21 protein-coding genes and 1 pseudogene are annotated in these 20,094 nt (G+C 66.4%); 12 read left to right on the top strand and 10 right to left on the bottom strand.

The genetic code is table 11. The annotated features are described in order from the left end of the window. The first annotated feature begins 51 nt into the window (after positions 1–51). From G6N44_RS14650 to G6N44_RS14640, 3 genes are read left to right on the top strand one after another with little or no spacing between them, the layout of a single operon-like run. Positions 52–813: an SGNH/GDSL hydrolase family protein gene (locus G6N44_RS14650; RefSeq protein ID WP_179964384.1), complete on the top strand. Its 762-nt coding sequence runs from the start codon at positions 52–54 to the stop codon at positions 811–813. Next, positions 810–1,721, top strand: a complete 912-nt coding sequence (locus tag G6N44_RS14645) for an ABC transporter ATP-binding protein (RefSeq protein ID WP_163669962.1) — start codon at positions 810–812, stop codon at positions 1,719–1,721. The genes G6N44_RS14650 and G6N44_RS14645 overlap by 4 nt, the downstream gene beginning before the upstream one ends. Further along, positions 1,718–2,476, top strand: coding sequence for an ABC transporter permease (locus G6N44_RS14640; RefSeq protein WP_163665121.1), 759 nt, complete (start codon positions 1,718–1,720; stop codon positions 2,474–2,476). Before G6N44_RS14645 ends, G6N44_RS14640 begins: the two co-directional genes overlap by 4 nt. Positions 2,477–2,482: 6 nt before the next feature. Here G6N44_RS14640 and G6N44_RS14635 read toward each other — a convergent pair whose 3' ends face one another. Next, entirely contained in the window at positions 2,483–3,178 is a 696-nt protein-coding gene (locus G6N44_RS14635; protein ID WP_163665119.1) for a slipin family protein, read from the bottom strand. Between the two features lie 336 nt (positions 3,179–3,514). On the opposite strand from G6N44_RS14635, the gene G6N44_RS14630 reads away from it, so the two are divergent. The 5 genes from G6N44_RS14630 to G6N44_RS14610 are packed head-to-tail and all read left to right on the top strand — an operon-like array spanning position 3,515 to position 9,095. Continuing rightward, positions 3,515–5,020 (top strand): M28 family metallopeptidase, encoded by a 1,506-nt coding sequence (locus G6N44_RS14630; RefSeq protein WP_170309400.1) that lies wholly within the window; start codon positions 3,515–3,517, stop codon positions 5,018–5,020. Beyond that, positions 5,017–6,453 (top strand): M28 family metallopeptidase, encoded by a 1,437-nt coding sequence (locus G6N44_RS14625; protein WP_170309399.1) that lies wholly within the window; start codon positions 5,017–5,019, stop codon positions 6,451–6,453. The genes G6N44_RS14630 and G6N44_RS14625 overlap by 4 nt, the downstream gene beginning before the upstream one ends. A gap of 52 nt (positions 6,454–6,505) precedes the next feature. Next, on the top strand, positions 6,506–7,573 hold the full coding sequence (locus G6N44_RS14620) for a type III polyketide synthase (RefSeq protein WP_235682736.1): 1,068 nt from the start codon (positions 6,506–6,508) through the stop codon (positions 7,571–7,573). Beyond that, entirely contained in the window at positions 7,573–8,082 is a 510-nt protein-coding gene (locus G6N44_RS14615; RefSeq protein ID WP_163665113.1) for an isoprenylcysteine carboxyl methyltransferase family protein, read from the top strand. Before G6N44_RS14620 ends, G6N44_RS14615 begins: the two co-directional genes overlap by 1 nt. Further along, the gene (locus G6N44_RS14610) at positions 8,079–9,095 is read left to right on the top strand and encodes an NAD(P)/FAD-dependent oxidoreductase (RefSeq protein ID WP_163665111.1); all 1,017 of its coding nucleotides are present in this window, start codon (positions 8,079–8,081) and stop codon (positions 9,093–9,095) included. Before G6N44_RS14615 ends, G6N44_RS14610 begins: the two co-directional genes overlap by 4 nt. Here G6N44_RS14610 and G6N44_RS14605 read toward each other — a convergent pair. Next, positions 9,031–10,350, bottom strand: a complete 1,320-nt coding sequence (locus G6N44_RS14605; protein WP_163665109.1) for a uracil-xanthine permease family protein — start codon at positions 10,348–10,350, stop codon at positions 9,031–9,033. The two genes, G6N44_RS14610 and G6N44_RS14605, sit on opposite strands and share 65 nt — an antisense overlap. An 18-nt stretch (positions 10,351–10,368) precedes the next feature. Between G6N44_RS14605 and G6N44_RS29515 the strand changes: the two are divergent. Further along, positions 10,369–10,497 (top strand): annotated as a pseudogene (locus G6N44_RS29515) (hypothetical protein); the annotation flags it as partial. Between the two features lie 88 nt (positions 10,498–10,585). On the opposite strand, the gene G6N44_RS14600 reads toward G6N44_RS29515, so the two are convergent. The 3 genes from G6N44_RS14600 to G6N44_RS14590 are packed head-to-tail and all read right to left on the bottom strand — an operon-like array spanning position 10,586 to position 12,971. After that, positions 10,586–11,803, bottom strand: coding sequence for an APC family permease (locus tag G6N44_RS14600; protein WP_163665107.1), 1,218 nt, complete (start codon positions 11,801–11,803; stop codon positions 10,586–10,588). 24 nt (positions 11,804–11,827) lie between these two features. Beyond that, positions 11,828–12,466, bottom strand: a complete 639-nt coding sequence (locus G6N44_RS14595; protein WP_163665105.1) for a PaaI family thioesterase — start codon at positions 12,464–12,466, stop codon at positions 11,828–11,830. Next, complete coding sequence (locus G6N44_RS14590) at positions 12,435–12,971, bottom strand: flavin reductase family protein (protein ID WP_170309398.1); 537 nt, start codon at positions 12,969–12,971, stop codon at positions 12,435–12,437. The genes G6N44_RS14595 and G6N44_RS14590 overlap by 32 nt, the downstream gene beginning before the upstream one ends. Positions 12,972–13,096: 125 nt before the next feature. Here G6N44_RS14590 and G6N44_RS14585 point away from each other — a divergent pair, with 125 nt between their 5' ends. Beyond that, positions 13,097–13,762 carry a PadR family transcriptional regulator gene (locus tag G6N44_RS14585; protein WP_064878240.1) on the top strand — a complete coding sequence of 222 codons (666 nt, stop codon included), beginning with the start codon at positions 13,097–13,099 and terminating at the stop codon, positions 13,760–13,762. Positions 13,763–13,788: 26 nt separating this feature from the next. Here the strand turns inward: G6N44_RS14585 and G6N44_RS14580 are convergent, their stop codons facing one another. Next, positions 13,789–15,492 carry a 3-ketosteroid-delta-1-dehydrogenase gene (locus tag G6N44_RS14580; protein ID WP_163665103.1) on the bottom strand — a complete coding sequence of 568 codons (1,704 nt, stop codon included), beginning with the start codon at positions 15,490–15,492 and terminating at the stop codon, positions 13,789–13,791. Positions 15,493–15,594: 102 nt separating this feature from the next. Between G6N44_RS14580 and G6N44_RS14575 the strand changes: the two genes are divergently transcribed. Beyond that, complete coding sequence (locus G6N44_RS14575) at positions 15,595–16,740, top strand: 3-ketosteroid-9-alpha-monooxygenase, oxygenase component (RefSeq protein WP_163665094.1); 1,146 nt, start codon at positions 15,595–15,597, stop codon at positions 16,738–16,740. A 2-nt stretch (positions 16,741–16,742) separates the two neighbouring features. Then, complete coding sequence (locus tag G6N44_RS14570; RefSeq protein ID WP_163665092.1) at positions 16,743–17,021, top strand: ferredoxin; 279 nt, start codon at positions 16,743–16,745, stop codon at positions 17,019–17,021. Positions 17,022–17,038: 17 nt separating this feature from the next. Here the strand turns inward: G6N44_RS14570 and G6N44_RS14565 are convergent, their stop codons facing one another. From G6N44_RS14565 to G6N44_RS14550, 4 genes are read right to left on the bottom strand one after another with little or no spacing between them, the layout of a single operon-like run. After that, a complete protein-coding gene (locus tag G6N44_RS14565; RefSeq protein ID WP_163665090.1) occupies positions 17,039–17,662 on the bottom strand; it encodes a TetR/AcrR family transcriptional regulator in 624 nt (207 codons plus the stop codon). A 59-nt stretch (positions 17,663–17,721) separates the two neighbouring features. Further along, the gene (locus G6N44_RS14560) at positions 17,722–18,165 is read right to left on the bottom strand and encodes a nuclear transport factor 2 family protein (RefSeq protein ID WP_179964382.1); all 444 of its coding nucleotides are present in this window, start codon (positions 18,163–18,165) and stop codon (positions 17,722–17,724) included. 20 nt (positions 18,166–18,185) lie between these two features. Then, positions 18,186–18,968 carry an SDR family NAD(P)-dependent oxidoreductase gene (locus G6N44_RS14555; RefSeq protein ID WP_163665088.1) on the bottom strand — a complete coding sequence of 261 codons (783 nt, stop codon included), beginning with the start codon at positions 18,966–18,968 and terminating at the stop codon, positions 18,186–18,188. 17 nt (positions 18,969–18,985) lie between these two features. Continuing rightward, a complete protein-coding gene (locus G6N44_RS14550; RefSeq protein ID WP_163665086.1) occupies positions 18,986–20,062 on the bottom strand; it encodes a hypothetical protein in 1,077 nt (358 codons plus the stop codon). Between the last annotated feature and the right edge of the window lie 32 nt (positions 20,063–20,094).

Genomic DNA, 20,094 nt, shown 5'->3' with positions numbered 1-20,094 from the left:
GTCTACTCGCAGTTTTGCGCCGTGGACGCAGAGTCAACAGGAGGGATCGCGGTGAAGCGCTATGTCGCGCTGGGCAGTTCGATGGCTGCCGGGCCGGGGATCAAGCCATCGGCCGCAGGGGCGCCGCGGCAGGCGGGCCGCTCGGCGCGCAACTACCCGCACCTGGTGGCCGCCGAACTCGGGCTGCACCTGGTCGACGTGACGTACTCCGGCGCCACCACCGCGCATGTGCTGCGCGATCGGCAGAACGGTGCGCCACCGCAGATCGAGGCACTCGATGGATCCGAGGCGCTGGTCACGGTCACCATCGGGGGCAACGACGCCGGCTACGTGCCTCAGCTGATGGCCGCTGCGATGCCGCGTTTCACCCGCTCCCTGCCGTTGGTTGGGCCGCTGCTGCGCGGCCTTCTCGATCCCGGCGCGCGGGAAACCTCGTTGACCGAAGTGGCCGATTCGCTCGTGTCGGTGGGGCGTGAGGTCCGCCGGCGAGCGCCGCAGGCGCAGGTGTTGTTTGTGGACTACCTGACCCTGCTGCCGCCAGAAGATGTCGCTGCGTCGCCGTTGTCGCAGACCGACGCGGCGCTGGGGCGGCACGTCGCGGCCACGCTGGAACGGCTCACCGGAGAGGCTGCTGCCGAGACGGGCTGCGGGTGGGTGCGCGCCGCACAGGCGAGCCTGCCGCACCATGCCTGGTCGGCGCAGCCCTGGACGACCCGGCCGGGGCTGCCCTGGCCAGGCCGACCGGCACCGCTGCACCCGAACGCCGCGGGCATGCGCGCGGTCGCCGATATGGTGGTGGCGTGGGAGCCATGATCGAACTGACCGGGCTGACAAAGCTCTACGGCACCCACCGCGCTGTCGACGATCTGACGTGCACCGTCGAGCCGGGCGTGGTCACCGGCTTCCTCGGGCCCAACGGCGCAGGCAAGACCACCACGATGCGGCTGATCCTCGGACTGGACCATCCCAGTGCCGGGACGGCAACCATCGACGGCAAGCGCTATCGGGAACTCCGTGATCCGCTGCGTACGGTCGGCGCCCTGCTCGACGCGCGTCAGGCCCATCCGAACCGGACCGCCCGCAACCACCTGCGCTGGATCGCCGCGGCCAACCGGATCCCGGCGACCCGGGTGGACGAGGTCCTCGAAACGGTCGGGTTGACCTCGGCAGCGGACCGCAGTGCCGGGACGTTGTCGCTGGGCATGAGCCAGCGGATGGGGATCGCCGCCGCGCTGCTGGGCGATCCGCCGGTGCTGCTGTTCGACGAACCGGTCAACGGACTGGATCCCGAGGGCATCCACTGGGTGCGCACCCTGATGCGCAGCCTGGCCGCCGAGGGCCGCACGGTGTTCGTGTCCAGCCATCTGCTGGCCGAGATGTCCAACACCGCAGATCGGTTGGTGGTGATCGGTCAGGGCAGGTTGATCGCCTCGACCACCGTGAGCGAGTTCGTCAGCGGCACATCCGCCGACACCGTGCGGGTGCGCAGCCCCCAACTGGAAACGCTGCGCGACGTTCTGACCGGCGCCGGGTTCGAGGTGGAGGCCGCCGCCGACGGCGACGCACTGGCGGTGCACGGTGCGGCCATCGAGGTGATCGGCGACCTGGCCGCCCGCAACGCGATCGCCCTGCACGAGCTGAGCCAGCGGCAGGCCTCGTTGGAGGAGGCATACCTGAAACTCACCGATGATGCCGTCGACTACCGGGCGGCCCAGACGTGAGCGCGCTGGCCGCGCTCGACGCCGAGCGCATCAAACTGTCCACCACCCGCTCCCCACTGTGGTCGACGGTCGGCGTCGCAGTGCTCAGCCTGGGACTGGCCGCCTTGCAGGGCATGACGACGGACCACTACTCCGCGCTGCCCCCATCCAAGGCGGCCCTGGGTGTCGCGGTGTTCGGGGTTCCGGTCCTGATGGTGCTGTCCTCGATGACGATGACCGGCGAATACCGCAGCGGGCTGATCCGCACCACCTTGCTGGCCACACCGAACCGCACGCAGGTGCTGACGGCGAAGGCGGTGGTGTGCGCCGCGTTCTCGTCGGTGTGTGCGGTGTTCATGGTGCTGGCTTCGGTGCTGGTGGCCCGGATGGTCGCCGATCCGGTGGCGGGGACGCAGCTGTCGATGGCCAATCCGGCGACGTGGCGGGTGGCAGGCGGGTTCGCGTTGTACGCCGCGCTGGCCGCAGTGCTGGGGGTGGCCGTCGGGGCGCTGGTGCGCTTCGCCGCCGGTGCGGTGGCGGTCCTGCTGCTGTGGCCGCTGGTGGCCGAGCCCCTGCTGGGCAATATGCCCAACTCCGGCCCCAAGGTCGGACCGTGGCTGCCGTTCTCCAACATGTTCACGTTCCTGCACGTGGAGTGGTTGTTCCCGACGTATGTCACGCCCTGGGGTGAGATGGGCTCGCTGTTCTATTTCATGGTGTGGGTTGCGGTGGCATTCGTCGCCGCGGCGGTGGTGCTGAACAGGCGTGACGCCTGACCCGGATTACTCCGGGTCAGACGCCACATCGTGGGGACCGGTGGTGCCGAGCGCCAGCACCACCTTCGACCCGTACGGCACGCGATCGATCAGCTGCAGCTGAGCCAGGGCCGGGTGGGCGTCCAGCAGCTTGCCGGCATTGGCCAGCGCGCGCAGTGCCGCGGTCTCGGCGCGGGCCGCTTCCAGCTTCGCCGCACCGGTGACCTTGGCCGTCACCAGTTGCATCGCCGCGGCCCGGATCTCGGCCGGGATGATCACGTCCTTGACGAACGCCTCGATCACCTCGACCCCGGTGCGGGCACCGGCCGTCCGTGCCGCCGCCGCGATCGCCCCGGCATCGATGCGGTTGCCGCGCTGCATCACCTCGTCGGCGGTCACCGCGGCGACGAGGTCGCGCAGGGCGATCTGTGCGGCCAGGTACACCGCAGCCATCGGATCGGCCGCCGTCTCGACGTAGGCCACGGCGTCACTGACCTTGAACTGCAGCGCGACGGTGATCCGCAGCGTCACCGCATCCGAGGTCAGCACCTCCTGCGGAGCCAGCGTGAGCACCTGCTCACGCATCTCGACACGCACCACCGAGGCCGCCACATCAATGCGGTGGCGCCCCGGTGGCAGGACACGACCCAGCCTGCCGTCGCGGTACTCCAGTGCGCACTGGCCTGCGGAAACGGTGATTCGGTTGAACGTGAAGATGCCCATGTCGTGTCCTCCTTTCGGTGTATCTGTCTGTGCGGCAACCCGATACCGCCGCCGGACGTGATCGGTGACGGGGCGTCGGACCCCCGTACCGGCGGGTGCGGGCCACAAGGTCGCTGATCGCGTGAACCCGGCGACGGTATCGGGATTTGCAGGAGAGGATTCGAACCTCAGGCCTTTCACCTGTGCCACGACGCCGTCGGCAACACACAGAAACGTTGCGGTACCCCGCTCGGCCTGCTTCCCGTCGGCGTCGGGAAACACCATGCCATCACAGCAAATCGCCGGGCAACCGATTTATCGGCCTGGCAGTTCGAGGCAGCGGCTACCGTGGGTGCAATGCGACGTACTTCGACGGGGGCGGTGCTCGGCGCGCTGACGCTGATCCTGGGACTGGCCGGCTGTGATGCGAATACCGAACTGCACACCGAAGGGCAGCAGTCCCGGGAGTCCTCGTCGGCGGCGGCGCAGTTCGCCGACGGGTTGCGCGAGCGGGTGTCGACCGACGCGATGATGGCGCATCTGGGCAAGCTGCAGGAGATTGCCGACGCGCACGGCGGCAACCGCGCGCTGGGCACCGCGGGTTACCACGCGAGCGTGGACTACGTCGCCGGCGCGCTGCGCGACAAGGGGTTTGACGTAGAAACCCCGGAGTTCGAGGTGAAACTCCCGTTCGCCGAGGACCCCCAGGTGACTGTCGGTGGCCAGCCGGTCACGGCCAAGCCGCTGGAGTTCACCATCGGCACCGCCCAGGACGGGGTGTCCGCACCGCTGGTGCCGGCCAAGGTGGAGGACACCCCGGGGTGCAAGGCCGCTGACTACGACGGACTGCCGGTCGCCGGTGCCGTGGTGCTGGTCGACCGCGGCTCGTGTTCCTTCGCCGACAAGCAGGCCGCGGCCGCCGAGCGCGGTGCCGTCGCGATGATCGTCGTCAACACCGACAACGACGAGAAGATGGGCGGCACACTGGGCCGCAACACCGACGTCAAGATCCCGGTGGTCAGCGTCACCAAGGACGAGGGCACCCGGCTACGCAACGCACCCGGTACCACCACGATCAAACTCGTGGCCGGGGTACGCGTCGAGCGCACCCGCAATGTCATCGCCCAGACCAAGACCGGATCCACCTCGGACGTCGTGATGGTCGGGGCACACCTCGACAGCGTTCCCGAAGGCCCCGGCATCAACGACAACGGTTCCGGTGTCGCGGCAGTGCTGGAAACCGCTCTGCAGCTGGGTGATTCACCGCAGGTGGCCAATGCCGTGCGGTTCGGCTTCTGGGGGGCCGAGGAGAAGGGTCTGCTCGGCTCGAACAACTATGTCGAATCCCTGGACACCGAAGCACTCAAGGACATCGCCATGTACCTGAACTTCGACATGCTCGGCTCGCCCAACGCGGGTTACTTCACCTATGACGGCGACCAGTCCGCACCGCTGGACGAACAGGGGCGGCCGCGCGTCCCCGAGGGCTCGGCGGGAATCGAGCGCACCTTGGCGGCATATCTGGAAAACGCCGGAAAGACACCGCGCGACACTAGTTTTGACGGCCGGTCCGACTACGACGGGTTCACCATGGCCGGGGTTCCCGCCGGTGGGCTGTTCTCGGGCGCCGAGGACAAGATGAGCGCCGAGGAAGCCAAGTTGTGGGCCGGCGAGGTGGATCAACCGTTCGACCCGAACTACCACAAGAACACCGATACCCTTGACCACGTGAACCGGGATGCCATGCAGATTCATGGTGAGGGAGTCGCCTACGTTGTCGGGCTGTATGCCCAAGATCAGCGGGGTCGCAACGGTTTACCGATCCGCTCGGACCGCACCCGGCACCAGATCAGCCCGCAGTGAGGGTGCGTCGACTCGCTGTCATATTGCTCGGTGCCGCACTGGCGGCCTGCTCGGCACAGTCCACGCCGAAGGCCGTCGAGCCCGAGGAGCTGGCGGGCCGGATCACCGTCGACGCCATGTTCACCCACCTGCGCAAGCTCCAGGAGATCGCCGACAGTCATGACGGCAAGCGATCGGTCGGCAGTCCCGGATACGACGCCAGCGTCGACTATGTGGCACAACTGCTGCGGGACAAAGGTTTCGACGTACAGACCCCCGAGTTCGAGCGAATGGGCTCGATGCGCGGAGGTAACCCGGCGCTGAATGTTTCCGGGCGCAGTTACCCGGTGGATCAGGCGTCGATGCTGGTGATGACGGCGCCGGGCGGGCTCAACGCGCCTACGTTGCGCCCGGTCAAACCCTCTGGATGCGCGGCCACCGACTACGGCTCGGTCGACATCTCCGGCGCCATCGCGGTCGTCGACGACATCGGGTGTTCCGTTGTGACGAAACAGAACACCGCGTTGGACAAGGGCGCGGTGGGCCTGCTGGTGGTCAACCGCGGGCGCCAGCCCGCTCCGGGTGGGCTGTTCAGTACCGGCTACTACCGTCAGCTCACCGTCCCGGTCGGTGTCATCGACGAGAATGCAGATGCGGCACTGCGGCGCACCGATGCCCCGGTCCGGTTGACCCTCGACGGCAAAGCCGAGATGGTCACATCCCGCAACGTGACTGCGCAGACCAAGACCGGTTCGGCCGCGGATGTGGTGCTCGTCGGCGCGCACCTGGACAGTGTGGGTGGCGGGCCCGGCATCAATGACAACGGGTCGGGGGTGGCTGCCGTACTGGAAACCGCGCTGCAGTTGGGTAGTTCGCCGACGGTGACCAACGCGGTGCGGTTCGCGTTCTGGGGTGCCGAGGAGATAGGACTGGACGGGTCGACACAGTACGTGCGCCGCCTGCCGCCCGGCGAACTCGACGATCTCGCGCTGTACCTGAACTTCGACATGGTCGGCTCACCCAACGCCGGGTTCTTCACCTACGACGGAGACCAGTCCGGCCAGGCCACCGACCCCAAGCCGATACCGGAGGGCTCGGCCGGCATCGAGCGGACCATGGCCGGTTACCTCAACCTGGCCGGGGTGCGACCCGCGGACATGCCGATCGGCATCAACTCCGACTACCACCCGTTCCTGCAGGCCGGGGTACCGATCGGGGGCGCGACCACCGGATCGTCACAGCGCAAGACCGAGGTTCAGGCCCGGCTGTGGGGCGGACGGGCCGGGGTCGCCTTCGATCCGAACAATCACACCCGCCGCGACACTATCGACAATGTCGATGCGCGTGCGCTCGGAATCATAGGATCGGCGATCGCGTTCACCGTCGGCACGTACGCCCGGTCGATCGAGGGCCCCAACGGCGTCCCGGCGCGGGACAAGCGGCAGCGCGGCTGAACCGTCGAGGGTAGGTCCCCGTTGTAGGGGTATGGGAATTAACGTCGCGGGAATGCCCAGCCACAGCACGATTGCCGGCGTCCACGCGGTACTGCCGCCCCATCGGTACACCCAGGACGAGGTCACGAGCGCCCTGCTGGACCTGCCCGGATACGCCGAGTCCGAAGACGTGGTGCGAGCTCTGCACAAGAGCGCGAGGGTGAACAGCAGATATCTGGTCCTGCCGCTCGAGGAATACGCCGAGCTCGATGATTTCGGCAAGAGCAACAGCCTGTTCATCGAACACGCAACCGAACTGGGCTGCGCCGCACTGTCCGGGGCACTCGATGATGCGGGTCTGCGACCGCAGGATGTCGACCTGATCGTCACCACCACCGTCACCGGCGCCGCGGTCCCGTCGCTGGATGCCCGCATCGCCGGGCGGCTCGGCCTGCGCCCCGATGTGCGGCGCATCCCGATCTTCGGGCTGGGTTGTGTGGCCGGTGCCGCCGGCATCGCCCGGCTCAACGACTATCTGCGCGGTGCGCCCGACAAGGTGGCGGTCCTGGTGTCGGTCGAATTGTGTTCGCTGACCCGCAAACACAATCCGGCAATCCCCACGCTGGTGGCCGGCGCGCTGTTCGGTGACGGTGCGGCCGCGGTGGTCGCCGTAGGCGAGCAACGGGCCCGCAAGCTCAACCCGGTCGGACCCGATGTGCTGGACTCGCGCAGTCACCTCTACCCGGATTCGTTGCACGCCATGGGTTGGGACATCGGTTCCGCCGGCTTCGAGATCATTCTCAGCGCAGAGGTACCGAGCTTCGTCGGTCGCTACCTGGGCGATGACGTCGCCGGGTTCCTCGGTGCGCACGGACTTTCCGTCGAGGACGTGTCCGCCTGGGTCAGCCATCCCGGCGGCCCGAAGGTGATCGAGGCGATCATCGAAACCCTCGGATTGCCTGAGGATGCACTGGATCTCACCTGGCAGTCGCTCGCCGACGTCGGCAACCTGTCGTCGTCCTCGGTACTGCACGTGCTGCGGGACACCATCCGCAAACGGCCGGAGTCGGATACGCCCGGGGTGATGATGGCCATGGGTCCGGGTTTCTGTTCCGAACTCGTTCTGCTGCGCTGGCGCTGATGACGGCCAAGAGATTCACCGCGCTGATCGTCCTCGTCGCCGCCGAACGGGTCCTCGAGTTAGTGGTGTCCAAACGCAATCTGAAGTGGAGTACCGCTCACGGTGGCAAGGAATTCGGGGCCGGCCACTATCCGCTGATGGTGGCGCTGCACAGTGCGCTGCTGATCGGTGCCGTGGCGGAAGCCCGCCGGCGCAGGCCGCCGCCCATCCTCGGCCCGGTGATGGTCGCGGTGGTGCTCGCCGCTCAGGCGTTGCGTTGGTGGTGCATCACCACGCTGGGCAGGCAGTGGAATACCCGGGTCGTGGTGGTGCCGGGTGCCACGCGCGTCGTCGACGGCCCGTACCGGTTGCTTCCACACCCGAACTACCTCGCGGTCATCACCGAGGGGGCCGCGTTGCCGTTGGCCGGCGGCGCCTGGATCACCGCCCTGGTGTTCACCGTGGCCAATGCCGCGCTGCTGCGGACCCGGATCCGTATCGAAAACGAAGCATTGCAAGGTTTGTCGTGATCGATCTGCTCGTCGCGGGTGGCGGCCCGGCCGGGCTGGCCACCGCGGTGCACGCCGCGCGGGCCGGGTTGGAGGTCGTGGTGGTGGAACGGCGCAGCGGCCCGATCGACAAGGCCTGCGGTGAGGGCCTGATGCCGCACTCGGTCCGGCAGTTGCAGCGCCTGGGCGCCGAGATCGACGGACGGGCATTTTGGGGTATTCGGTACCTGGACGGCCGGCGCACCGCCGAGGCCAGGTTCCGCGACGGGTCCGGGTGTGGGGTGCGTCGCACGGTGCTGCACACCGCACTGTCGGAGGCGGCGTCGGCGGTCGGGGTTCCGGTGGTGCACGGTGAGGTGGGACCGGTGACCCAGGACTCGACATCGGTGAGCGCAGCGGGTTTTCGGGCCCGCTACCTGGCGGCCGCCGATGGCCTGCATTCACCGATCCGCAGCGCGCTCGGGCTCAGCGGCGGTGAGGGCAGGCGACGCCGCTGGGGCATTCGGCGTCATGTCCAGATCCCGCCGTGGTCGGATTGTGTCGAGGTCTACTGGGGCGCCGACGCCGAGGCGTACGTGACGCCGATCGGCCAGAACTACGTCGGGATAGCGATCCTGACCTCGGAGCGCGGCGGCTTCGACCAGCACCTGGCGGCATTTCCGATGCTCATGGAGCGGATCAACGGCCTTGAGCACGGCCAGGATCGGGCCGCGGGACCGCTACGTCAGAAGGTCCGCCACCGCAGTGCGGGCCGGGTGTTGTTGGTCGGTGACGCGGCAGGTTACGTCGACGCGTTGACCGGGGAGGGGTTGGGTCTGGCCTTCGGTGCGGCCGAACTCCTGGTCGGATGCATCCGCGCGGACCGCCCCGATGCCTACGACCGGCAGTGGCGTGCGTTGACCCGTCGCTACCGGTTGCTGACCGCGGCCCTGTTGCACGGCAGCGGTTTCGGTCCGGTTCGCGCCGGTATCACGCCGGTGTCTGCGGCGTTGCCGTCGGTGTTTTCCCTGGCCGTGAATGCCCTGGGCTCCTAGGCGGGGCCAGGTTGCCGAGGTGTTCCAGCAGTCGCATGCCGTGATAGACCAGCAGCGCGGCGATGGAGCCCAACGCGATCCCGGTGAACACCAGAGATCCCCATTGCCAGGTGAAGTCGGCGATCCCGATGATCAGCGGGATCGCCGCGGTCATCTGGTTGATCGGCTTGGAGAAGTCCACATGATTGGTCAGCCAGATCCGCACGCCCAGAATGCCGACCAGGCCGTAGAGCACAATCGTCGCTCCGCCCAGCACACCCGGCGGGATGGCCGAGATGGCCGCTCCGACCTTGGGGCACAACGACAATACGATCGCCACTGTCGCGGCGACCCAGTAGGCGGCCGGCGAGTAGACCCGGGTGGCCGCCATCACCCCGATGTTCTCGGCGTAGGTGGTGGTGGCCGAACCGCCGCCGGCACCGGCCAGCACGGTGGCCACCCCGTCGGCGGCCAGCGCCCGGCCGATCATCGGATCGAGGTCGGTGCCGGTCATCTGTCCCACCGACTTGACGTGCCCGATGTTCTCGGCGACCAGGGCGATCACCGCGGGCAGGAACAGCGGTAGCACCGCGAGACTGAACGTCGGGGTGTGGAACTCGGGCAGCCCCAGCCACGGTGCCGAGGCTATCGCCGCGGTGTCCACGTCGCCGAGGGCCAGCGCCAGCAGATAGCCGATCACGACCGCGCCGAAGATCGCCAACCGGCCGACCAGCCCCTTGAAGAACGCCAGCGTCGCGACCAGCAACACCAATGTCACCAACCCGACCAGCGGGCCCTTCTCGAAATTGGCCTTGGCCGCCGGGGCCAGGTTGAAGCCGATCAGTGCGACGATCGCACCCGTCACCACCGGCGGCAGGGTCAGGTCGATCCACCGGGTCCCGATCAGGTGCACCACTGCGCCGATGAGGATGAGCAGCACCCCGACGGTGATCAAACCGCCCAGTGCACTGCCGGTTCCGTGTGACGCCACCGCCGCGGTGACCGGGGCGATCACCGCGAAACTCGACCCCAGATAGCTCGGCAACCGGTTGCCGGTGATCAGCAGGAACAGAATGGTCCCGACGCCGGAGAACAGCAGAGTGGTGGCGGGTGGAAAGCCGGTGAGCACCGGGACCAGGAACGTGGCACCGAACATGGCCACCACGTGCTGGGCACCGATGCCGATGGTGCTGGCCCAATCGAGTCGTTCCCCGGGGGCCACGACGAAGTCGTCGTCGGTGCGGGTCTCGACGTATTTCCAACTCAGCGGAATCACGAGTGTTGACTGAACACCATGAGCGGTCGCCTCGCACCCCAAACGTGGCTCCCGGGACTGGCGCAGTTCACCGGCTACCGGCGGTCCTGGCTGCGTGGAGACGTCCTGGCCGGGGTGACGGTCGCGGCGCTGGTACCGATGGCCGTCGACGCGCTGCGGTTCGTCGTCGAGCGGCCACTTGTGGCCCGCGCTTCCGGGCGGGAAACCTGCGCAATAACTGGCCACTCGGCGCCGGTCAGCGCCGGCGCACGCCATAAATCATTGCACCGAGCGCCACCACGGCCAGCCCGGTGAGCACCGACGTCAGAGGCAGCGAAAAGGCTAGCACCAGGCAGCCGGCCAGGCCGAGCGCCGGAATGACCCTCCGACCCAGAGTCCAGGCGGCAGTATTCGCGATCGCGTAGTACAGCAGTACCGCGAACGACGAAAACCCTATCGCCCCACGCAGATCCACCACGGCGGCCATGATGGCCACGACAATACCGACCAGCACCTCGGCCCGGTGGGGCACAGCGAACCGCGGGTGGACGGCGGCCAATGCGTGCGGCAGGTGATGGTCGCGAGCCATCGCCAGCGTCGTGCGCGACACCCCGAGGATCAGGGCCAGCAGCGAGCCCAGCGCCGCCACCGCAGCTCCGGCCCGCACCACGGGTTGCCACTGCGGGGCGCCTGCCGCGGCCACCGCATCGGCCAGCGGTGCGGGTGCGGATGCCAGGCCCGAACTGCCCAGGACCGACAGCGCCGCGACGGCCACCACCGCGTAAATCACCAGCGCGATACCGAGCGCGATCGGAATCGCGCGCGGGATGGTGCGCGCCGGGTCCCGGACTTCTTCCCCCAGCGTGGCGATCCGGGCGTAACCGGCGAACGCGAAGAACAACAGGCCCGCGGCCTGGAGTACACCGCCGACACCGGCGCCGTCGCCGATCTGCAGGCGGGCGGAGTCAGCGGCGCCGGAACCGGCGATGATCACCACCACCGCGGCCAGCACCGCCAGCACGCACGCGACGATGATCCGCGTCAGCAGCGCCGACTTCTGTATTCCGGCGTAGTTCACGGCAGTCAATGCCACCACCGCGGCCACCGCCACGGCATGCGCCCATTGGGGCCAGACGTAGAGCCCGACCGTCAAAGCCATCGCCGCACACGACGCGGTCTTGCCGACGATGAAACTCCACCCGGCCGTGTAACCCCAGAACTCGCCGAGACGTTCGCGCCCGTAGACGTAGGTGCCGCCGGACTGCGGGTAGAGCGCGGCCAACCTCGCCGAGGACGTCGCGTTGCAGTAGGCGACGACGGCGGCGACGGCGAGGCCGATGAGCAGCCCGCTGCCGGCCGCGGCTGCTGCCGGGGCCAGGGCGGCGAAAATGCCCGCACCCACCATGGAGCCCAGGCCGATCACGACAGCGTCGGTGGTCCCGAGCCTGCGCTGCAGCCCGCCGGGCGTGGTCACCCCGCGATACTAGTGCCGAGTCTGCTATCGAGCAGCTGGGCGTGGATGAAAGAAGACACCTTCAGCGCGGACCGTGATGCCGTCCGAGGTGGCGAGGTGGCCGACGGCAAAAGTCTTGACTCCCTCTACCCGGTCGATGTGCGCCTCGGCGCGAACAGGTCCGAGCCGGGTCCCGGCTTCGTATCGGAGGGTGAGAGTGCCGGTCACCGCAGGCCGCCCCGGCTGGTGCGCGGTTGCGCCGAGGACGTGGTCGAGCAGCAGCGCGCAGATCCCACCGTGCACGTGGCCGGCGGGCCCTTCGTAGGCCGCGCCGAGCGTCACATCGGCCCACACTCGGCCGTCGGGTTCATGGTGGACCACCAACGGTGGAGCCAAGGCATTACGGAGTCCGATGACTGCGTTCCCCCACGCCAGTGACTGGCCGCCGACTGCCTGTTGGACGCCGAACGAACCAGGGATCAGCGACTGGCTGAGTTCGCCTGCTGCCGCATCGATCTTCGCTTTGGCGGACAGGAGGGTGTCGAGATCGGCTTGACTTCGGATGGTCGCATCGACGAGTCGGCGGACGGAATCGGTGATGGACGCGTAAAGCGCTTCTGGGACATCGGTTTCGCTGTGTATGGACAATCCCTCACTCCGTCGTGGAATCGAGTCGCCGGTCATCGAAGCCACCGTAATCGCCGCGGTAGAACAACAATGGCTGGCCGTCGTGGGTGCTCAACGAGGTGACGTGGGCGACGACGATGGTGTGGTCGCCCGCGCCGTGCTCGTACTCGAGGTCGGCTTCGATGGTGGCCAACGTGCCGTGCAGGCGTGGGGCGCCATTGTTGGCCGGGCTCCACTGGACTCCGGCGAACTTGTCCGCGCTGCTGCGTGCGAACTGGGCGCATACCGCTTGCTGATGGTCGGCCAGGATGTTGATACACATCCGGCCGGAAGCTCGGATCAGCGGCCACGTCGAGGAGGATCGCGACGGGCAGAACGACACATAGGGCGGCTCCAGCGACACTGATGTCACCGATTGACAGGTGAAACCCAGTGGTCGCTGCCCTTCCTGACCGGTGATGACAGCGATGCCGGTGCAGAAGTGGCCGAGCACCGCCCGCATGTCCTGGGGACCTGGTCGTTGGTGTGGGCTGCCCAGTGTCGCAGTGCTATCGAGTCCCATCGCTGCGTCTCCCTCATCTGTTGTCATCAACCAGATTCGTCGAGACATGGACCGCGGGCAACGGTGTCTCCCGGTCAGCGGTTCGGCCGGACAAGTGTCGTGACCTCGATTGTTACCCTTGCACCATGGAAGAATCCGAGCAGGCAGCCAAGCCGGCGCTCGCCGCCACCAGCTGGGCGCTGCTCGGGTTGCTGTCGTATGAGCAAGAACTCTCCGGCTACGACATCCGCAAATGGCTGCACTGGAGCATGCGCTATTACTACGGCAGTCCGGCTTACAGCCAGATCTACTCCGATCTGAAGAAGCTCGAAAAGATGGGTTACCTGACCTCGCGGGTGGACGGGACCGGCACGCGAAACCGCCGGCTCTACAAGATCACCGAATCCGGTCTGGATGCCGTCACGCAGTGGGCCAGGAAGACACCGCCGGATCCGCCGTCGTTGAAGCACCCGGCGCTCATGCGGGTGACGATGGGTCACCTGAGTGACCCCGCCACGCTGAAGCAGATGCTGCAGGAGCATCTTGCCTACGTGGATGGGATGCAACGAGATGCCGCCAAGGAGGCCCGTTGGTCCGGAGCCGACCCTGCGTGGGCATATGCCAAGATCGCGCTGGATTGGGCGGATCGCTACTACGCGTCCGAGCGGGAACTCACCCTGCAGCTGATCAAAGATCTCGACGAAGCCGAAGCCAAATTCCCGAAAGTCGGTGAAGGCGCGAAGATACCGTGGCCAGATCCCGCCTACTGGTACGAAATCGAACGGAAAGCCGACGCCGAAGACGCCGACTGACTCCGTCCTTTGGTATTTGGGGCCGGTTATCTTCCGGCAGCGTCGAGTGCTGCGATATAGCCATAGACCAATCCCTGCGCGATGGTTGCCCCGGCACCGGGATAGGTGTGGCCGAAGGCGTTGGCGGCGGTGTTGCCGATCGCATACAGCCCGTCGATGACGGTGCCGTCCTCGCGAAGCACGTGGGCGTGGGCGTCGGCTCGCAGACCGCCGCACGTACCCAGGTCGCTCAGCACCATCTTTACCGCGTAGAACGGGCCTTTGACCAGCGGGCGCAGGTTGGGGTTCGGGGTGACCGTGGGGTCGCCGTAGTAACGGTCGTAGGCGCTGCGGCCGCGTTCGAAGTCGGGATCCTCACCGGCGAACGAGTTCTCGTTGAATCGCCTGACGGTGGCCGAGAAGCTGTCTTGCGGCACCCGCATCTTGGCTGCCAGCTCGGTGAAATTGTCTGCCTTGACCGCGATTCCAGCGTCGTACCAGGTCTGTGGGATCGGCATGCGTGGAAACAGTTCGGCGGCAAAGACGTAGCTGTTGCGGTACTGCTGGTCGAAGACGATCCACATGTCTTCGACCGGCGTACCGGCTTTTTCGAGCTCCAGGACGCGTTGCCCGAAGCTCATATAGTCGGCCGATTCGTTCGCAAACCGATGACCGTCCTGGTCGACGATGAACGATCCGGGCAGCGATCGTTCGGCGAGCATCACCGCTGGGGCGGCGCCCGGCAGTGGAGCGACGGCGGGAAACCACCAGGATTGATCCATCAAAGTGATGTCGGCACCGACATCCTGGCCCAATCGGATGGCGTCGCCGGTGTTGGATTCTGCACCCAGGCTGAGATTGCTTCCCAGAGACTCGGATTGGAACTTGTGGCGCATGTCCATGTGGTGATCGAAGCCGCCGGCCGCGAGCACGACACCGCGCCGCGCGGTGACGGTGAACGCCTTGTCGCCATGCTCGACGACGGCGCCGGTGACTCGGCCTCCGTCGGTGATCAGCTCGGTCAGTGAGGTGTCGAGCCAGATCGGAATCCCGGCACGAATTGCTCCGGCGAACAGGCCCGCGGCCAGCGCCTGGCCGCCGGCGGCGTAGCGCCTGCCGAGCGCGAGCCCGCCGATGCCCTGGGCAAGTCGTTTGGCGATGGTGGGCAGCCCTTTTCGTGGCACCCGGCTCATCAGGTTCAGCCAGCGGTAGTCGGCACCTGTGGTCGGCATCGGAATCTTGACTTCCATGACACCGGGCCGCAGGTCGGCCAGGTATTCGCCGAGCACAGCCGTGTTGAACGGGCGACATTCACAAGTGCGCCCTGCCGCCGATCCACCGGGTGCCTCGGGGTGATAGTCGGAGTACTCCTTGGCCCAGAACAGCTTCATGGGCGTGGTTCGGCGCAACATTTCGACCGTTGCCGGCAGGTTGTCGAGGTATGCGGCGGAACGCTCCTGTGGCGCGGAATCCCCGACGACCGATTCCAGGTACGTGTGTGCCCGAGACACAGGGTCGGTGCCGCCGCAGTCCTCGATCACCGGGCTCGACGGCAACCAGAGCGCACCACCGGATCGGGCCGTCGAGCCGCCGACGTAGGACGACTTCTCGACGACGAGAACGGACAACCCCTGCTCGTGGGCTGCCAGGGCGGCGGCGAGGCCGGTACCGGATCCGACGACGAGAAGGTCTACGTCGGTGGCGGCAACGGGCAGCCCGGCGGGAATGGTCTTGTGGGTGGTGGCGGTCACGACCGAAGACGATAGGGCGATAACCGGCAAAGTTGATTCTGGTCTCCTGTTGAGCGGAACACTGACCTTCCCGCCGGTGCGTCATCGCAGTTCAATGGGGCCATGACGACGCACGCAGATACCGACGAAATTCGGTTGATCGAGGCCGGTTCGGTACCCACCAGATTCGCCCGCGGCTGGCACTGCCTGGGGATGGTCCGCGAATTCGGTGATGGAAAGCCTCACCAGATCAACGCCTTCGGGCAGAAGCTGGTGGTGTTCCGGGGGGAGGGCGGCGCCATCAACGTGCTCGACGGGTACTGCCGGCATATGGGCGGGGACCTCTCGCAGGGGACGGTGAAGGGCAACGAGATCGCTTGCCCGTTCCACGATTGGCGCTGGGGCGGCGACGGCCGCTGCAAGATGGTGCCCTACAGCAAGCGCACCCCCCGATTGGCGAGAACCGCGGCCTGGCCCACGATGGAGCAGGACGGCATGCTGTTCGTCTGGAATGACCCCGAGCGCAAGCCGCCGCCGGCGGATGTGACTATTCCGCGCATCGAGGGGGCCACCAGCGACGGGTGGACCGAATGGCACTGGTACACGACGGTCGTCAGCACAAACTGCCGCGAGATCATCGACAACGTCGTCGACATGGCGCATTTCTTCTACATCCACGGCTCGCTTCCCACGCATTTCAAGAACATTTTCGAAGGCCAAGTCGCGACTCAGTACATGAAGAGTGCGGGCCGGCCGGATATCGGCGATCCCGAGGGGTCCAAGCTGCTCGGCACCACCTCGCTGGCCGCCTACCATGGCCCGTCGTTCATGATCGATGATCTGACCTATCACTACCAGGAGTTCGACCAGCGCACGGTCTTGATCAACTGCCACTACCCGATCGACGCCAATTCTTTTGTGCTGCAGTACGGCATCGTGGTGGAAAAGAATGCTGCCATGCCGGAGGAACTCGCCATGGAGACCGCCATCGCACTCGGCGACTTCGTCAAGATGGGATTCGAGCAGGACGTCGAGATCTGGCGCAACAAGACCCGGATCGACAATCCGCTGCTCGTGGAAGAGGACGGGCCGGTGTACCAGCTGCGGCGCTGGTATGAGCAGTTCTATGTCGATGCGGCGGACGTCGCGCCGGACATGGTGGACCGCTTCGAATTCGAGCTGGACACCACCCGGCCGTATGAGGCTTGGATGAGGGAAGTCGAAGCCAATCTCGCTGCCCGCGCCGCCACCTCCGGGTCCGTGGGGTGAAGATGGCTGTCCGCCCGGACAATCGTCTCGACGACGCGCCGATGACGCCGGTGACGTGCGCGCGCTGTGGCGCCGGTGTCGAGGTGCGCAAGAGCAGCTGGAACCAGACCAGCGTTCAGTGGACCGGTACTGCCCTGGCCCGCTGCGAAGAGCGTTGCACAGCGGCACAGTTGGTCGGCGACGGTGGGCACGGTTTGTTCCTCGCCTGCTCGGCTTTGGGTGTTTCCATCGTCGACGCAGTGAGTTCGGGAGCGTTGAGGGTCGTCGACGAGATGTCGTGAAGCCCGGATACCGTCGGCTACCCCTTCAGGAGGCCGACGGTACGGGCGATCCGTTCTGACAGTTCCGCCACCGCGATGCGCTGCTGAGCGAATGCTGCGACATTGGACATCCAGACGTCGGAGAGGATTTCGGCAGCGCCGATCTCTCTCGTTGTCGAATTTTCGCCTCCGACGGCACGAACAAAGATCCGAACGGTCTGCCGTCGCACCAGGTCGGCCTGGGTCGCAGCAGCGCCGTCGGCATAGAGGTACGGGCGAATCATGGCTTCGGCAAATTGTGGTGACGAGCAGAGCCTGCCGGTGAGTGCCAGGGAGACCTGCAGCAGACGCTGAAACGGATCCGTGTCGCTGGTGCCGCAACGATACTCAGTTTCGAAATCCCACAGCCATTCGTAAAAACATGCGAGCAGCAGGTCGTCCTTCGATGGGAAGTATTGGTACACAGTGCTGGCCGACATGCCCGCCGTCGCGGCGACTGTACGGATCTGGCATGCGTCGTAGCCCTGGAGAGCCAGTGACGTCGCGGCATTGACGATCCGCTCGCGACGGGCCATCCGGCGAGCAGTGAGTTCTGTTGTCCCCGAGTCTGATTCGGGAGTCATCAGGCACGTCGTCTCCACATTCAACTCAGATGCCCTCACGATGACAACACTAGGTCCGCCTCAGCTGTTTGAGCACCCGTGCTCTCGCTGACCGGGCACTAGTTACCAAAGATTTCCAGCGGACCCACATACGCACGGTTGGCCTTGATGCGCTCGGTGATACGCCAACGACCATCGCTGTCCCGCCGCCAGGTGTCGTGGTAGTCGCCCAGCGTGTAGAAGCGGGTCGACGGGTCGCCGGCCGCGTTCAGGTGAACGTCGCGGATGTAGGCCTTGCTCGTGGCGGTGTCGTCGACGACATCGATGATGATGTTTCCCAACAGATGTTGGGTAGGACCACATCTGTCGAGGAATCCGCGAATCATGTCGACGATCGCGGCGACTCCCGCCAGGCGTCCGGTGCCGAAATCTCCTTCGACATCGTCGGCCAGGATCGCGGCCATCGCCGCCCAGTCCCGGTTGTCCATGGCGCGGGCGAACAGATTCAGCGCCCGTTCGATGTCTCGCTCATCGCGCAGCACCCTCAGGGCGACTGAATCCATGCCCACATTCCTCCCACTGCTCAGGCGTGCGCGCCGCCGTCGACGCGAATCTCGGTGCCGGTGATGAACGCACCGTCATCAGAGGCGACCATGGCGATGACCGATGCTACTGCGCCTGGGTCCCCGAGGATTTCGCTTTCGGTGCCGTGCAACAGCGGGGTCTGCTTGGCCCAGAGGCCCAGGTCGTATCCCTCCGGCATCTTGTCCAGCGTGCTGTTGGCCAGGGCCGTGGAAACCCCACCCGGCTGGATGTTGACCGCGCGCAGGCCCTGCTTCGAGTACTCCAGCGCCAGTGAGTGGGTGAAGCTGAGGATTCCGCCCTTACTGGCTGCATACGCCGCCATGTAGGGGTGCGCGAACGTCGCAGCGGTGGACGTGAAGTTCACGACGACACCCCGTCCCGATTCCAGCAGCGCCGGGAGCGCCTGACGTGTCATCAGGAAGGTGCCGGTGAGGTTGACCGCCAAGGTGCGGTTCCACTCCTCCAGAGTGGTTTCGTGTGTGTGCGAACAGGTCTGCATCGCAGCCACGTTGACCAGAACCTCAAGTCCGCCCAACTCGGCCACCGCCGCCGACACCGCGGCGATGACGTCCGCCTCGCGGGAGATGTCGAGGACGGTCGTGGTGAGCCGCTTGGCGGTGCCGGCAGCTTCGGCGGCTGCTGTGGTCGCGGCCAGGCCGTCGGCCGAGATGTCGTAGGCGACGACCGTCGCAGCTTCGTCGAGCAGGCGGGCCACCGTGGCCGCGCCGATACCCGACCCCGCGCCGGTGACGATGACACGACGATCTGAGAAACGGTCCATCAGATGTCCCTTCGAGATCAGGAGAGTTGAAAGGCGGAGATCGGAGCCTCCTCCGGGTAGCTGCTGGGGCCACCGAGGTCGTAGGCGGCATTGAGCGCTCCGATGAACGCCGGGTCATGCAACGGCTCGCCGGGTACGTCGAGCTTGATGCCCTTGACCTTGAGATCGTCGACCATCATCCCGATGGCGCGTTCGATCGTGATGTCGTCCGAACCGTCCATGTTCTTCTTGAGTTCTTCGTAGTCGGAGAACACCTCGGCAGACCAGTGGACGAGGAACCTCAGCTCGTCGGTGTGGTGGCGGGCAATGACATCTTCACCGTTCTTCAGCAGCCACTGGTCGCGGTCTGCCGGGTCGCCGGTGAACACGGTGTCGAACGCCAGGCCGGCCGGAACCTGTTGCTCCAATGGGCCGTTGGCTTCTCCGCGGTGCACCATCATCTCGTTCTGCACGACGACACCGCGGTTGTTGATCGGCGGCAGTACCCGGGCCGGCGGCTTGAGCGGACCCTCGGGCCAGTAGGTGAAGCCCGAACCTTCGTCGAGGGAGAACCAGGTGATCACCTGAGCCATTTTGATCAGGTAGTCGGTGAACAGGCCGGACTTGCCCATCACGCTGCACAACCAGGTGGGGGCGTTCTCGTGGCGCACGCCGCGGAAGCTGGGGGAGTCCAGGTGCCCGGGATCGCGGTTGGCGCACGGTCCGTTGATGTTGAACAGCATCATTTCCGGCTTGGCGTACTCGGCGTTCCAGTAACCCTTGGCTTGCTCGATGAAGCCGGCGTTGTAGAAGCAGTCGTGCAGCTCGGGGTACAGAACGGCGCCATAGTTGGCCAGGTAACCGCGGAACGTCGGGGTGAGGAACAGGTCCAGTGACGGGGTGAAACCCTCGGGGAAGGCGCCGCTCATGGTGGCCATCAACTCGTCGGCCGAGGCGAAGTGCTGGGCGATGATCAGCTTCCACGGGCCCTGGGTGTGTGCGACGTCGAGCAGTCTGCGCTTCTGGTCTTCGGTGTAGATGTCGGTGAGCTCGCGCGGTGGGGCGGCGGGACGCAGGATGTCGGACAGCTCAAGGCGCCGTTCGTCGGTCAGCATTCTTGTCTCCTAAAGGCTTTCAGCGGTCTCGC

It is taken from the genome of Mycolicibacterium alvei (assembly GCF_010727325.1).
GTDB classification, from domain to species: domain Bacteria; phylum Actinomycetota; class Actinomycetes; order Mycobacteriales; family Mycobacteriaceae; genus Mycobacterium; species Mycobacterium alvei.
Note: the sequence above shows the minus strand (reverse complement) of the source record. Positions and strands in the feature narration are given on the sequence as shown.

Excerpts from the sequence above, each read along its gene's own strand:
- G6N44_RS14595 (WP_163665105.1), bottom strand. The coding sequence starts at position 12,466 with ATGACCGGCGACTCGATTCCACGACGGAGTGAGGGATTGTCCATACAC.
- G6N44_RS14590 (WP_170309398.1), bottom strand. The coding sequence starts at position 12,971 with ATGGGACTCGATAGCACTGCGACACTGGGCAGCCCACACCAACGACCA.
- G6N44_RS14550 (WP_163665086.1), bottom strand. The coding sequence starts at position 20,062 with ATGCTGACCGACGAACGGCGCCTTGAGCTGTCCGACATCCTGCGTCCC.
- G6N44_RS14570 (WP_163665092.1), top strand. The coding sequence starts at position 16,743 with ATGGCTGTCCGCCCGGACAATCGTCTCGACGACGCGCCGATGACGCCG.
- G6N44_RS14620 (WP_235682736.1), top strand. The coding sequence starts at position 6,506 with ATGCCCAGCCACAGCACGATTGCCGGCGTCCACGCGGTACTGCCGCCC.
- G6N44_RS14615 (WP_163665113.1), top strand. The coding sequence starts at position 7,573 with ATGACGGCCAAGAGATTCACCGCGCTGATCGTCCTCGTCGCCGCCGAA.
- G6N44_RS14645 (WP_163669962.1), top strand. The coding sequence starts at position 810 with ATGATCGAACTGACCGGGCTGACAAAGCTCTACGGCACCCACCGCGCT.
- G6N44_RS14555 (WP_163665088.1), bottom strand. The coding sequence starts at position 18,968 with ATGGACCGTTTCTCAGATCGTCGTGTCATCGTCACCGGCGCGGGGTCG.
- G6N44_RS14635 (WP_163665119.1), bottom strand. The coding sequence starts at position 3,178 with ATGGGCATCTTCACGTTCAACCGAATCACCGTTTCCGCAGGCCAGTGC.
- G6N44_RS14575 (WP_163665094.1), top strand. The coding sequence starts at position 15,595 with ATGACGACGCACGCAGATACCGACGAAATTCGGTTGATCGAGGCCGGT.
- G6N44_RS14560 (WP_179964382.1), bottom strand. The coding sequence starts at position 18,165 with ATGGATTCAGTCGCCCTGAGGGTGCTGCGCGATGAGCGAGACATCGAA.
- G6N44_RS14585 (WP_064878240.1), top strand. The coding sequence starts at position 13,097 with ATGGAAGAATCCGAGCAGGCAGCCAAGCCGGCGCTCGCCGCCACCAGC.
- G6N44_RS14630 (WP_170309400.1), top strand. The coding sequence starts at position 3,515 with ATGCGACGTACTTCGACGGGGGCGGTGCTCGGCGCGCTGACGCTGATC.